The 14,014-nt window shown below is 54.7% G+C and carries 13 protein-coding genes; 10 read left to right on the forward strand and 3 right to left on the reverse strand.

The genetic code is table 11. The annotated features are described in order from the left end of the window. Positions 1–11 precede the first annotated feature (11 nt). From RIC19_RS16975 to obgE, 5 genes are all read left to right on the forward strand, one after another. On the forward strand, positions 12–641 hold the full coding sequence (locus RIC19_RS16975; protein ID WP_350179539.1) for a 50S ribosomal protein L25: 630 nt from the start codon (positions 12–14) through the stop codon (positions 639–641). A 398-nt stretch (positions 642–1,039) separates the two neighbouring features. Next, on the forward strand, positions 1,040–1,819 hold the full coding sequence (locus RIC19_RS16980) for an amidohydrolase (RefSeq protein WP_350179540.1): 780 nt from the start codon (positions 1,040–1,042) through the stop codon (positions 1,817–1,819). A 165-nt stretch (positions 1,820–1,984) separates the two neighbouring features. Beyond that, complete coding sequence (locus RIC19_RS16985) at positions 1,985–2,656, forward strand: C40 family peptidase (protein ID WP_350179541.1); 672 nt, start codon at positions 1,985–1,987, stop codon at positions 2,654–2,656. 203 nt (positions 2,657–2,859) lie between these two features. Then, on the forward strand, positions 2,860–3,432 hold the full coding sequence (locus RIC19_RS16990) for an adenylate kinase (protein ID WP_350179542.1): 573 nt from the start codon (positions 2,860–2,862) through the stop codon (positions 3,430–3,432). A 33-nt stretch (positions 3,433–3,465) separates the two neighbouring features. Beyond that, the gene (obgE, locus tag RIC19_RS16995) at positions 3,466–4,515 is read left to right on the forward strand and encodes a GTPase ObgE (protein WP_350179543.1); all 1,050 of its coding nucleotides are present in this window, start codon (positions 3,466–3,468) and stop codon (positions 4,513–4,515) included. Here the strand turns inward: obgE and RIC19_RS17000 are convergent, their stop codons facing one another. Next, a complete protein-coding gene (locus tag RIC19_RS17000; RefSeq protein ID WP_350179544.1) occupies positions 4,516–5,466 on the reverse strand; it encodes a CobW family GTP-binding protein in 951 nt (316 codons plus the stop codon). It lies immediately after the preceding gene. Between the two features lie 182 nt (positions 5,467–5,648). Here RIC19_RS17000 and RIC19_RS17005 point away from each other — a divergent pair, with 182 nt between their 5' ends. After that, complete coding sequence (locus RIC19_RS17005) at positions 5,649–6,071, forward strand: Fur family transcriptional regulator (protein WP_350179545.1); 423 nt, start codon at positions 5,649–5,651, stop codon at positions 6,069–6,071. Here the strand turns inward: RIC19_RS17005 and RIC19_RS17010 are convergent. Then, complete coding sequence (locus RIC19_RS17010) at positions 6,068–6,931, reverse strand: DUF4625 domain-containing protein (protein ID WP_350179546.1); 864 nt, start codon at positions 6,929–6,931, stop codon at positions 6,068–6,070. The genes RIC19_RS17005 and RIC19_RS17010 overlap by 4 nt on opposite strands. Before the next feature lie 335 nt (positions 6,932–7,266). Between RIC19_RS17010 and RIC19_RS17015 the strand changes: the two genes are divergently transcribed. Both RIC19_RS17015 and RIC19_RS17020 read left to right on the forward strand, forming a co-directional pair. Beyond that, positions 7,267–9,660, forward strand: coding sequence for a TonB-dependent receptor (locus RIC19_RS17015; RefSeq protein WP_350179547.1), 2,394 nt, complete (start codon positions 7,267–7,269; stop codon positions 9,658–9,660). 31 nt (positions 9,661–9,691) lie between these two features. Further along, complete coding sequence (locus RIC19_RS17020) at positions 9,692–11,149, forward strand: RapZ C-terminal domain-containing protein (protein WP_350179548.1); 1,458 nt, start codon at positions 9,692–9,694, stop codon at positions 11,147–11,149. 148 nt (positions 11,150–11,297) lie between these two features. Here the strand turns inward: RIC19_RS17020 and RIC19_RS17025 are convergent, their stop codons facing one another. Continuing rightward, on the reverse strand, positions 11,298–11,906 hold the full coding sequence (locus RIC19_RS17025; protein ID WP_044217813.1) for a hypothetical protein: 609 nt from the start codon (positions 11,904–11,906) through the stop codon (positions 11,298–11,300). Between the two features lie 214 nt (positions 11,907–12,120). Here RIC19_RS17025 and RIC19_RS17030 point away from each other — a divergent pair, with 214 nt between their 5' ends. Both RIC19_RS17030 and hemN read left to right on the forward strand, forming a co-directional pair. Further along, positions 12,121–12,495, forward strand: coding sequence for a hypothetical protein (locus RIC19_RS17030; protein ID WP_350179549.1), 375 nt, complete (start codon positions 12,121–12,123; stop codon positions 12,493–12,495). Between the two features lie 151 nt (positions 12,496–12,646). Then, positions 12,647–14,002, forward strand: coding sequence for an oxygen-independent coproporphyrinogen III oxidase (gene hemN, locus RIC19_RS17035; protein WP_350179550.1), 1,356 nt, complete (start codon positions 12,647–12,649; stop codon positions 14,000–14,002). The last annotated feature ends 12 nt before the right edge of the window (positions 14,003–14,014 follow it).

Here is a 14,014-nt window from a genome sequence, read left to right on the forward strand (position 1 = left end):
TCTATAAAATCATGGAAACGATAGCTTTTACAGGACATCCGCGCACCGATCTGGGCAAGCGAAGCACAAAAGAACTGCGCAAGGAAGGGCATATTCCATGCGTTGCATACGGAAGTGATGAACTGATCCACTTCTACTTGAATCCTATTGATGTTAAGGATTTAATCTATACACCGGATTTCAAAATCGCGGATGTTACTGTTGACGGCAAAAAATTCAGAGCTATCGTCAAAGACATTCAGTTCCACCCGGTTACAGATGCAATCCTGCACCTCGACTTCCTTCAACTGGAAGAAGGCCGTACAGTGAAAGTGGAAGTCCCGATCCGATTCAAGGGCACTTCTCCTGGCGTAAAAGGTGGTGGTAAGTTGATTCAGCGCCTGCGCCGTCTCAAGATCAAAACGAAGCCGGAGCACCTGGTAAGTGAAATGCAGGTTGATATTTCCAAACTGGAGCTCAACCAATCTATTCGTGTACGCGACGTAGATCAGAAACTCGAGACCATCGAGATCCTAAACTCCCCGGGCGTGCCTATCGCAAGTGTTGAGACACCACGTGCACTGCGTTCTGCAGCATCAGCGGCAGCTAAAGCAGGCGGAGCAGCTCCTGAAGAAGAGGAAGAAGAAGCCACTGAAGAGTAATCCAAGAGGCTTCTTTAGACTAAGCATAACGAAGAGAGGTGTAAGCACGGTGCTTTACACCTCTCTTTGTATTTGTGCGTGTCAGGACTTTAGAGCGTGTTGGGACTTTAGTAATCGCCCTGCAAACTGCAAAACTTCGGAGAAGTCGCAGGTTATACCCAGCAGAAGGAAAATGCGCCTTCTGTTCATCTTTGGAAACTCCGCTTTTTATACTTGACAAAGCAATAGAAGACCAAAACCCCAACACGCTCTAAGCGCTGTACAAAGTGAGTAGTGGCCCGGGGGGAGCCTTTTTGATGCATCGACTGTGGTGAGTTTAAGCAGCTCCACACTTCGTGCCTGATAGATCTCACCTGCCCGGACCGGGGTATTTACCAAAGAATCTGTATTATAAAGCTATGAAAGAGCAATTAACGGTTTCCCTTTTGCAAACTGAACTGGCCTGGGAAGACCCCGATGCCAATTTCCAGTACCTGCATACGATGGTACAGAGGCTGCAGCCCGGGCAAACAGACCTTCTGGTCCTCCCGGAAATGTTTACCACCGGCTTCTCCATGAATGCACCGGAACTGGCGGAGCCTACACAAGGAAAAGCCTACAACTGGATGGCGGAGAAAGCAGCCGCCCTTCAGGCGGTCGTTACCGGTAGCTTTATTGCTGAAGCTGCCGGGCAGTATTACAACCGCCTGCTATGGGTGCGCCCCGATGGCACTTTCTCCCATTACGATAAACGGCACCTCTTCACACTTGCCGGAGAAGAGCAAGTCTACCGCCCCGGTAGGGCACACCTACTGACTGAGCTCAAAGGCTGGGCCATTATGCCTCTCATTTGTTATGACCTCAGGTTTCCGGTTTGGAGTCGCAATACAATGGGGTACGACCTGTTGATCTACGTGGCCAACTGGCCGAGCAAAAGACGGACAGCCTGGAAAAGCCTGCTCGCAGCACGGGCCATCGAAAATCAGGTGTACACGATCGGCGTCAACCGGGTGGGAGAAGATGGCAACGGCTATCCGCATTCGGGTGACACTTCAGTGTTTGATTTTGCCGGAGCACCGCTACTGCAGGCGGCTGATGTGGAAAGTGTTTTTACCCTTACCCTCGATCCTGAAAAACAAGATCAATTCCGCAGTAATCTACGTTTTCTGGATGATCAGGATGCCTTCCAATTGCATTGAGCAACCGCCTCCCTGATGAAGGCCGCTCATCGTTAAGCGGGCAGGCCTGCCCAATCGCTTTAACCTTTCTTTTATCCGAAGGGGAAAATGAAAAGCCAGGCCCTACGTTAAAAAAGAGTACACCCAAATTTTATCTATCGACACAACATTACAACGCAAGCACCTATGTATCAATTTCTTCCCCGCTCTGTACAGCTGGCCCTTAGCCTGGCCGCGATGCTGCTGCTCAGCGCCTGTGGTCTTTTTTCCAATGAGTACAGCTACAATGCCTCCCGCGATGGGCGCCCGACCCGGGACCGCCCCCTATACGAAGAAGACCGCAAACCGCCCGTAAATGAGAAAGTTTCTCCGGAAGATAAGGAAGACGAAGATGTGGAATTGATATTTGAAGAAGAGGATACCGATACGGATGAAGTAATAGAAAGCCCCGGTATCCCCTCGACTGAAGAAGCCTTGCTCCGGCAGGAGGCCGTTGATTATGCCAAGACCTTTCTGGGCACGAAGTATAAGCTGGGGGGCACAACGCCCAAAGGCGGCTTTGACTGCTCAGGCTTTACCTCCTACGTGATGAAGCAGGTGGATATTGCGCTGTCACGAACCTCGCAGGCACAGGAGAATAATGGTAGGAAGGTCCGCCTGAAGAACGTAAAGGCCGGCGATCTGATTTTCTACCGGCGTTCACCCCTCGGTAAGGTCTTTCACGTTTCCATTGTCGTGGCCAATAAAGAGGATGGCATTTACGTCATTCACAGTACCTCCCGGGGCGTGGTGATCGACAACGTTACCAAGTCGAGCTACTGGTCACCGAAAATCTCCTCCGCCCGAAGCGTTTTCTAAAGCAGGCAGGAGCAACTTGTACGAAATCCAAAGTCAGGGCATTCAAGAGTCAAAGGCCTTTCAGTAGCGTCATGCAGCCTTGGTTTCTAAGCATTTTCGTATTTTGCCCATTCCGGTTCGAGCAGTTGAGAACCATTTTTATCAAAACAAACCTCCCTTCCTGCAGTTGAATGTTGCGAAGGGGCTAAACCAAAAGTATTTACATGATTAATTTGATACTCTTCGGCCCTCCGGGTTCCGGCAAGGGGACACAGGCCACCAAACTCGTTGAAAAATACAGCTTGCTGCACATTTCCACCGGGGACCTTTTCCGCTACGAAATGGGCAATGATACCCCACTCGGCAAAGAAGCCAAAAGCTATATCGAAAAAGGGGAGCTCGTACCGGATAGCGTAACGGTAGGCATGCTCCGCAACAAAGTGGAGGCTAACCCCGATGTGGCCGGCTATATCTTTGATGGTTTTCCACGCACCACGCCACAGGCTGAAGCACTGGACGAGCTGCTGAGTGAAAAAGGGGAAGCCGTTTCTTCCCTCATCATGCTCGATGTACCCGACGAAGAACTCGTCAAACGCCTTCTGGAGCGCGGCAAGACTTCCGGTCGTAAGGATGACGCCGACGAAAGCATCATCCGCAACCGCATTGAGGTCTACAAAAGCGAGACCACGCCGGTGTTTGACTACTACACCGACAAGAGCAAGGCCGTGAAGGTACACGGTGTAGGCAGCATCGAGGAGATCTTCGGCCGTTTGTGCGCGGAGATTGACAAGCTGTAAAATGCCTACATTTGCCCTAACCAAATTTTAAACATGTCCGGAAACTTCGTCGATTACGTAAAAATTTGTTGCCGATCTGGCAAAGGAGGCGCTGGCTCAGCACACCTGCTTCGTAATAAATTAACCCCAAAGGGTGGGCCCGACGGTGGCGATGGTGGCCGGGGCGGGCACATTCTCCTTAGGGGCAACCGCAATGTATGGACCCTGCTGGCGCTGAAGTACCGCAAACATGTGCTTGCCGGCGACGGCGTCAATGGTAGTAGTAACCATAAATTCGGCGCAGACGGTGAAGACATCATCCTGGAAGTGCCTTTGGGTACCGTAGCCAGAGATGCAGAAACCGGCGAGGTGGAGTTTGAAATCACCAAACACGACGAAGAGCGCGTTTTGCTCAGCGGTGGCCGGGGCGGGCTGGGCAACAGCCACTTCAAATCCTCAACCAACCAAACCCCACGCTATGCACAGCCCGGCGAACCGGGGCAGGAATCCTGGAAAATCCTGGAATTGAAGACCCTCGCGGACGTAGGGCTCGTTGGCTTCCCGAATGCAGGTAAGTCCACCCTCCTTTCCGTGATTACAGCAGCGAAGCCGAAAATTGCCAACTACGCCTTCACCACCCTCGTGCCTAACCTCGGTATCGTTTCCTACCGCGATGGCCGCTCTTTTGTCATGGCCGACATACCGGGTATTATTGAGGATGCTCATCAGGGCAAAGGGCTCGGCTTCCGCTTCCTGCGCCACATTGAGCGCAATGCGACCCTACTCTTTATGATCCCCTGCGATACGGAGAGTATCCGAAAGGAATATGATATACTCCTCAACGAGCTCCAACAGTATAACGAGGAGCTAATGCATAAGCCCCGCGTCCTGGCGATCACCAAAAGCGACATGCTGGACGAGGAGCTGAAGGGCATGCTCCAATCTGAACTGCCACAGGATCTGCCCACGCTGTTCATTTCCTCCGTGGCCCAGCAAGGCCTGCAGGAATTGAAAGACTTGCTTTGGACCACCATCTCTGAGTATAAGGCTATAGATCAGGCGCGGGAGGAAGATCATTTTCAGGGTTGGGGGGAGGAGGAATGATTACTTCGCCACCCCCTGCCGCAACAACCGTTCAATCGCCTCCTTCTTCAGCCCTTTCCCAATCACAACCAAAGTGGAAGGGCTGTCCGTTGAAAGCGGTGCAGCTGCCGGCGTGATTTGCAACGCCTTGCCGGTGGACTGCAGCAGATAGCTTTGCCCATCTTCCTTGCTCTTTACGATGCCCTTGATGCGGTAAATCTGCTTAGCGTAAAGCATCAGACTTACGGTCAGTACGTGCCGGAGCTGATTGAGGTCAAAGGGTTGGTCGAAAGTATGAGTAGTCGAGGAAATATCAGACTGCTGAAGATGGCCCGTTGTTTTGGGTTTTGCAGCAGCCGTTGCGCTGGCAGGTAGTTGGAAAGCCATGCGGGAGCGCCGGGTTTCCAGCCAGGAAACCGGGATACTGCCCTCTTCACTGGGCACCACCGGTACAAAGGGGTTAAGGTGGCGCAGCCGGTCGCGGGCTTCCGCAATCTGTGCCTCCGTGGCTTCCTGCATTTTATTCAAAACCAACAGGTCGGCAGCGGTAATTTGTCGACTCACTTCTTCAAGGCGCTCGGCTACATTGGTCGCATCCACCACGCCGATGACCTGAGCCAGCTCGTAGCGCTGACTGATATCCCGGCGCAAGAAAATGCCCGACAGGCTGCCGCTGTCGGCTACGCCGGTGGCTTCGATAAAGAGATGATCGGGCACCGGATCTTCGTGGATAAGCTCGGTGAGTACATCAAACAGCTCATCGTCAAGTGAGCAGCAGATGCAGCCGTTGCTGATCTCATAAACATCGCTGGAATACTGCCGGACCAGCCCGCCATCAATGGACACCTGCCCGAACTCATTCTCAATGACTACATTATTCTGACCTTTCAGTTGGTGCAGCAGGGCATTGAGCAGGGTGGTCTTGCCCGCCCCCAGAAAGCCAGTCAGTATCGTCACTTGTATCTTTTTCATACGTATGCATTAAAAAGCCCGGGATCCATTTCCCGGGCTGCTATATATTGAATTAGTATGAAAAAACAAACCTTGTAAATGCAACGCCGTTGCAATAATTTTTATTGTCCTTCCCTTCCTTTCAACCTAATCCCCCTCAATTTTGTACCTTTAAAAGGCAATTAATTTATAAACCGCGCAGTATGGTCCGGGAAGAAGATATTCTCCAAAAACTGGAATCGCATCAACTACGTAAGACCGCTTTCCGAAAGGAAGTCCTTGAGCTTTTTATGGCTTCTGAAGGGGAGGCACTTTCCAATCAGGAACTCGAATCTCAACTCGATAACCCGGACCGTATCACCCTCTACCGCACCCTCAAAGCCTTTGAGGACAAGGGGCTGATACACCTGGCAGCAGACAATGGCGGCATTAGCCGGTATGCCCTGTGCCTTGCCGATTGCACCACCCACGCCCACCACGATCAGCATGCGCATTTTCAGTGCCGAACCTGTGGCAAAACCATTTGCCTCGAGGGCGAAGTTGTCATCCGTGCCCAAGCCCCGGTGGGCTTTAAAGTCGAGCGGGAGAACCTTACCCTTGAGGGGCTCTGTGATGAGTGCCTTTAGTCCGTCACCATTACTTCAAAAATAACGGGCTCGGCTGTATTCCGCACCCCATCGTGTGCGTCCACCCTAAACTGAAAGTTTCCAGCCTTCAATGTCTGTGGAATGGTATATTCAAAATCGAAATTGTAATCTTTTTCAACTCCTGCATCAAAAGCGATATAAGCGCCCGTGCTAAAGGTATTGCCTGAACTCAGGTCCGTATAGCTCAGAAAGACAATACCATTCCCCCCTTCGCTCAGGGAGTAGTTGTCGGTGACCGTGCCGGAAAAGGTGACGGTACTACCCTTGGCGGCGGAAAAGCTGCCTTGAGAGGGGGAGCTGACCGCCAGTGTTGGTGCCTCCCCGTCTGTAGGATTGATCGCACGGATGCTGTAAAAATTGGCCAGAGGATTATCATTACCGGCTTCATCAATGACTTGTATCTGAAAGTGGTAAACGCCCGAGGTAACATCCGTAGGCACCTGCAACTGCAACTGCCGTTCGGTACGCTCACCCGAAAGCCCCTGAATATCGAGCACGGTCCAGTCTTCCGTCTGATTGCCCACATTCGGTACAGTCACACCCGGTGCAGCAGTGCCTCCGTGCCCGTGGCAGTCGAAGTTGTTGTGGATATCCACTTTGTACTGCGACAGCGACCGGTCGTCGGTAAAGCGTAGGGTAGCGGTCAGCGTTTCTCCACCGAGGACAGTAAAGACCGAATCTTCCATCCCCCCGCAAACCGCGCCAGGTGCAGGGGCGGGCGCAAAGGAAATAATCTCCATAGACGGGGCTGAGACATCCACGTCATCAGACCCATTGCAACTCCACGCGAGTAGAGCGAGGAGTACGGTGCCGGCAAAAAAAGTCTTGATTGGGTCCATAAGTCAGATAGCTTCGGTTGTTGTACAAAGATAACCACTGCTAATGCAACTATGTTGCATTAAGTGTGTTATTTTGCCAGCCTGCTGGCAAAAATGATCTGCCTGCGCTTGCAAACCATCATGCAGAGCGTTAAGCCAGCTCAACGATATAGCTTGGAAGAACCTGTCTACCTCATCTAGTCAGGTTAAGTTGCACCTTTTTAAGCCAAAATAACCGTAGAAAATACTGACTTCAGAGAAGTCGAACGTTCTATTTTGACAAGAGAAATGGTTGTTATAATCATAGACCCCCAACTTGTCAAACGTACAATGCACTTACGCTTTACACACTGCATATGACCAAAAGAGCCTTATCTATTCACACCCTCACCCTCCTGTTTTTGCTGCTGCTACAGTCCGCAGCCGCGCAGGTTTCCGGCCGGGTGGTTGACCCACAGGCGGCACCACTGACCGGAGCCACGGTATTGCTGTTGCCGGACAGCCTGGCCCGGATTGCAGATGAAGAAGGACGGTTCCGGTTCAGCACATTGCCCAACGGGATGCATCAGCTCCGGGTATCTTTTGTAGGCTATGAAACGATAGAGCAGCCCATCCGCTACGAAGGCGTACCCATTCAGCTCCCACCCGTCACGCTGCAGGACGCGCAGGAACTGCTGGAAACCGTGGTTGTCACCGAAGAGCACGCCAAGCAGGAAGAAACTCTTTCCACCGAGCACTTTACCGGAACTGTGATCGAAGAAAACCTGCAGGGTACCTTTGCCCAATCCATCGACAAGCTCCCGGGGCTCAGCGCCATCAACATAGGAACGGGCATCGCCAAACCAGTGATCCGGGGACTGTCCTCCAACCGCATCATCGTCAATCATCAGGGCATCAAGCAGGAGGGGCATCAGTGGGGAGCAGACCACGGCCTGGAGATCGATCAGTTTGGGGTGGAACGGGTGGAAATCATCAAGGGGCCCGCTTCCCTACAGTACGGTTCAGACGGGCTGGGCGGCGTGATCAACATTATGCCCGGAAGAGTGTCCCCGGAAGGCGTGATACTGGGCAGCATAATGGGCATTCACCGCACCAACAACGCCCACTGGGGCGGCTCTGCCAAGCTGGGCTTCAACCTCAACGGCTTTTTTACGCAAGCCCAGTACAGCCATCAGGACTTCGCCGACTATCGGGTGCCGGCGGAGACCTTCGACTACAACACCTTTACGCTGCCCATTATCAATGAGCGGCTCAAAAATACGGCCGGAAAGGAAAACACCATCAGCGTCACCACCGGGCTCAACCGCGACTGGGGCATCACCCGGCTGACCTTCAGCCGCTATCAGCTGGAAGCCGGGCTGTTCTCGGGCGCCGTGGGTATCCCCCGTTCCTACGCCCTCACCGATGATGGCAACCGCCGGGATATCGACATTCCCAAACAGGAGGTGGAGCATACGCGCCTTAGCCTGCATCAGGACCTGGTGCTGCCGCAGGGGCACATCAACTTCAATATCGGCTATCAGCGGAATCTGCGGCAGGAGTTTTCCTTTCCGGAATTCCACAGTATCCCCAGTTCGCAAATTGATCCCGGCAATACGCTCGGGCTGCAGTTTTTGCTGGAAACGTTCAGTGCTGACCTCCACTACGAGCGCGAAGGCACTAACGGCTGGCGGGAAGTCTACGGCGGCAACGCGCAGTGGCAGTTCAATGAGCGGGCGGGCTTCGAGTTCCTGTTGCCTGACTTCCGCACCTTCCGGGCGGGGGTATTCGGGCTGGTGGAAAAGCAGCTTTCGGAGGACCTGCTTGTCAACGGGGGGCTGCGCCTCGACTATGCCACCAACGATACGGAGTTCTACCGGCAATGGGTGTGGGACAGCAATGAGAATATCACGGATTCTCTGGTTGCTCCGGTCACGACGCCGGAGTTTTTCAACTGGTCGGCCTCGGCGGGGCTTTCGGCTGTGCTTTGGGAAGACCGCGCTCAGTTCAAAGCCAATATTGGCAAGAGCTTCCGGGTGCCTTACCCGGCAGAGACGGTTTCCAACGGCATCCACCACGGCACCTTCCGCCACGAGATGGGCACGCCCGGGCTGGACTCCGAGCATGGCTATCAGCTTGACCTCAGTTTGGAGTGGGAACGCCCCCGCTTTTCCGGTATGGTCGCGACGTACTTCAATTATTTCGACAATTACATCTACCTCGGCCCGACTTTCCCGGCCCGCTTTTCGCCCCTGCCGGAGTCCGGGCAGATTTTCCAGTACCGGCAGGACGACGCCATCTACACCGGCTTTGAGGTGCAGTACGAACTCGTTCTGCTCCCCCGCTTGCGCTTTTCGCAAACCGCCGACTTCGTGCAGAGCTACAATATCCGCACCCAACTGGCACTGCCCTTTACGCCACAGCCCTCTGTGCAGAGCAGCCTGCGCTACACTACCGAGCCCAAGCGTGGCCGGGTACAATCCTTCTACGCCGAAGTCAGCCATCAGTACGCCTTTGCTGCGGAAGGCCCCTACCGTGTCGACCGGTCGGAGCGCGCTACACCTGCCTATCAGCTTTTGGGGGCAGCGCTGGGGCTGAAGCTGCACTGGTTTGGGCCACAGCCGCTGCAGTTCAATGTGCAGTTGCAGAATGCCCTCGATGTCTTCTACCTCAACCACCTGAGCCGCTATCGCCTGATCAATGTGCCGGAGCAGGGCCGTAACGTCAATATCAGCCTGAAAGTGCCTTTTTGGGGGCGGTTGAAACGATAAGAATCTCCCGCATTTTTCGCAACTTCGCAGCATGAAGACATCCCTGCTCGAGAAGCACTTATCCGATCTTTTTGAAGAATGGGCAGGCGTCAGCCCGGAGCTGATGCTGCCCCTTGCGCCTTCCGGTTCAGCGCGCATTTACTACCGCCTGCAGTACGATGGCAAAAGCGCGATAGGCACCTACAGCCCCAACCGGCAGGAGAATGAGGCTTTCGTGGGCTTCTCCCGCCACTTTCATGCCAAAGGGCTGCCCGTACCCGAGATTTATGTGGAACGGCTGGACAGCCACGTCTATCTACAGGAGGACCTCGGGGCGACTACCCTCTACAGCTACCTGCTGCAGCGCGACGATGGTCCCTTCCCTAACCATTTGACAACCATCTACAAGCGGGTAGTGGAAGAACTGGCGCGGGTGCAGATCGAAGGCGGGCAGGGGCTGGACTACAGCAAGTGCTTCCCCCGCGCTGTGTTTGACCAACAGTCGATGCTATGGGATTTCAATGCCTTCAAATATCAGTTTCTGCGGCTGGCGGGCACCGATTTTAATGAGCAGCGGCTGGAAGAAGACGCCCATCGCCTGGCAGATTTCCTGCTGGAAGCCGGCACCGATCACTTCATGTACCGCGATTTTCAGTCCCGCAACATTATGGTGCGGGGTGGCAAGCCATTCTTTATCGACTATCAGGGCGGGCGCCGGGGGGCTTTGCAGTACGACCTGGCTTCTTTACTTTATCAGGCCAAAGCCAATATCCCGGATGAGCACCGGGAAGCCCTCCTCGACCACTACCTCGACACCGCCACACAGCTTACGAAGATTGACCGGGCGGCATTCCGGCGCTACTACTACGGCTTTGTGCTGATGCGCAGTGTGCAGGTGCTGGGCGCCTACGGGCTGCGCGGGCTGTACGAGCGCAAAGAGCATTTTCTCAAAAGCATTCCCTTCGCCCTCGACAACGTACAGGAACTCTTCAGTCAGGGCCGCATAGCGGTGGAACTGCCGGAACTGAAAAAAGCCATCGAACAGGTGGTGGCTTCCGGTCAGTTTGAGCCTTTTGATACCGAGCGGGGCGCGCAGAGCCTGCTCACGGTGCGTATCCACAGCTTTTCCTACAAGAAAGGTGGCATCCCTCCTGACCCTTCCGGCAACGGCGGTGGATTCACTTTCGACTGCCGCTTCCTGCACAATCCCGGGCGCTACGAGCCTTACAAACAGCTCACGGGCCGGGACGAGCCGGTGATCAACTTCCTGCAGCACCATAGTAAGATGGGGGAATTTCTGAACGATGTCTTCCGAATTGTGGACGAAGCTGTGGAGAACTACATAGAGCGCAGTTTCACCAACCTAATGGTCAGCTTTGGGTGCACCGGCGGGCAGCACCGCTCTGTCTACGCAGCCGACGCCCTGGCTAAGCATCTGAAAGAAAAGTACGGTGTGGCGCTGGAATTGGAGCACATTGAGCAGGAGAAGAAAAACTGGATTAATAAGTAGGCGGTTTCCAAGCAGGGTCTTGAAGTGAGGTTGAGGCTAAGGTTGAGGCCAGGTTTGGGCTGCAGGGGGTAGGAATAGCAAGCTATTCCCGCAAGGCAGCCATCGCAAAGCCACCCAACCTCAACCTCAACCTCAGCCTGACTCTCCCCTAGCTCAGCACCCCCTGCATCAGCTCTCCAAACTCAGCAGGGGCTTTGAAGAGGCTATCGTTGTAAGTGGTCGCCCGGAAGCGCAGGTTGTGCACCCGGTCGTTGCGGTGCTCCAGCTCAATCATGATATTGCCAAAGTGCTGTACGAAGCGCCCATCCTCTTCCTGATTGCTGCGGATGCTCAGCCCCGGCTTCAGGTAGTGGCGCTCGATGGTTTCCACCCAGTTGGCGCGCTGATAGCTGCGGCGGTCAGAAATCTGCGTACGGTACTTCAGCGCCAGTACCTGCTCTTTGAGGAAATCAAAAAAGTGCTGCACATCCCGCTGACTGTAGCCCGTCTGACTGAAGTGGACCACAAACCCCTTAGAGGAAGGCGTATTGAGAAAGTCCAGCGCCTCGTCAATATCATCGGGCCGGATGCGGTAGATGGCATACTGTTCGTTGAGCCAGTTGAGCAGGCGGCGCAGCACCAGCGTTTCCTTCCAGAACTGGTAGTCTTCCCGTTCTTCCGCACTGCGCTCAATCATCTCATGGATAAGCGGCTGGGAAGGCGAGCTTTCCTCCGCTTGCTGGAACAGGTTCTTGAAATATGACCACAGCTTATCCATCGTGCTTTTTGGAATGTTCAACAGCGGGGCGGGCAGTTTGTTTTGGGAGGTTTTGCCCGGCGCACTCTCCGTCCGACGTAGTTAAAAACGGAGTCGGCCCTTTCGCCGGGCGTACCAAACATACAGAGCGCACCGGGTGAATCCCCCGGCAACGGCTGGGCGTAGTACACCCGGTGAGGCAGTCTCGCCCGGCGCTCTCTCCGTCTTACGCTGTTTGAGACTCCAATATCTATCCGTATGGACTGGCTCATCCATACGGACAAATTATGGGAAGTCGGTCCCTTCGCTGGGCGTACTGGCCTTGCCTAACAAAGCGCACCGGGTGAATGCCCTGGCAGTGGCTTGGCTTAGTACACCCGGTGAGGCTGCCGCGCCGAGCGCTCTCTCCGTCCGACGTAGTTTGGAAACGAGGTCGGTCCTCTCGCCCGGCGCACTCCCTTCGCTGGGCGTACTGGCCTTGCCTAACAAAGCGCACCGGGTGAATCCCCCGGCAATGGCTTGGCTTAGTGCACCCGGTGAGGCTGCCTCGCCGGGCGCTCTCCTTTCGCCCGGCGTGCTGATCCCTGGTAAAGCAAAAAACACCGGGTGAATGCCCCGGCAGTGGCTCGGCTTAGTACACCCGGTGAGGCGCGCGCAAAACCTGACTTTAATCACCCGCGCCCAATGACCCCCATCACCCAAAAGTAGGTGAGCCTGCCCTAAGTTTGCCCCATTGAATTGACCTCACAAACAAGACACACATGACCGCGCAGCAATTGCTCGACAAGTACAACGTCGCCGTTCCCCGCTACACGTCTTACCCTACTGTACCTTACTGGGATGCTTCCTGCCCCTCCACCGGGGACTGGAAAGGCAGTGTACTGCAGGCTTTTGGCGAAAGCCGCGAAATCAGCCTTTACCTTCACCTGCCATTTTGCGAAGCACTTTGCACCTACTGTGGCTGCAATAAACGCATCACCAAAAACCACGCTGTGGAGTCGCCTTACATCGAGGCAGTGCTTAAAGAGTGGGCCCTGTACCGCGACTTGCTGCCGGGCCGCCCTATCCTCCGGGAACTGCACCTGGGCGGGGGCACACCGACGTTCTTTGCGCCGGATAACCTGCACTACCTGCTTTCCAATATCCTGAAGGATGTGGACCTGGCGGAGGACTATGAGTTTGGCTTCGAAGCCCATCCGGGCACGACCTCTGCCGAACACTTGTCCACCCTGCGCGACCTCGGCTTCACCCGCCTGAGCATCGGCATTCAGGACTTTGCACCGGAGATTCTGGAAATCATCAACCGCAAGCAGACCTTTGAGGATGTCCGTTTCGTGACCGAAAAGGCACGGGAACTGGGCTATGAATCCATCAACTACGACCTCATCTTCGGGCTGCCCCTGCAAACCCCAGCCCACATCACGGAGACCATCCGTAAGACCAAAGCCCTGGCACCGGAGCGCATTGCCTTCTACAGCTACGCCCATGTGCCCTGGATCAGCCCTGCCCAAAGAGCCTACTCCGAGGATGATTTGCCGAAAGGCAAAGACAAACGGGCACTCTACGAGCTGGGGCGGGAACTGCTGGAAGAAGCGGGCTATGTGGAAATCGGCATGGACCACTTCGCACTGCCCAAAGACAGCCTCTATCAGGCTATGCAGGAGGGCTCCCTGCACCGGAGCTTTATGGGCTACACCCCATTCACCACCCACCTCAACCTGGCACTGGGCGCTTCCTCCATTAGCGACAGCTGGGGCGCTTTTGTGCAGAATGAGAAAAAGATCGAGCGCTATCAGGAGCTGGTCAATGCCGGGGAGCTGCCTATAGTAAAGGGGCACCTGCTGACGGAAGAAGACCGCACCCTGCGGCAACACATCCTCAATATCATGTGCCGCTACCGGACGAAATGGGCGGATGCCGGGCTGCAATGCGAGGCGCTCTACGCCGGGCTGGACCGCATGGACGAGCTGGAAGCCGACGGGCTTATCATCCGGCGCCCCTTTGAACTCGAAGTGACCGATATCGGCAAGCCATTCATCCGCAATATTTGCATGGCGCTTGATGCCCGCTACTGGCGTAAAAAACCCGAGGGGCAGCTCTTTAGTCAGGCGGTTTAGGCCTTACCAAAG

It is taken from the genome of Phaeodactylibacter sp. (genome assembly GCF_040219495.1).
GTDB lineage: Bacteria > Bacteroidota > Bacteroidia > Chitinophagales > Saprospiraceae > Phaeodactylibacter.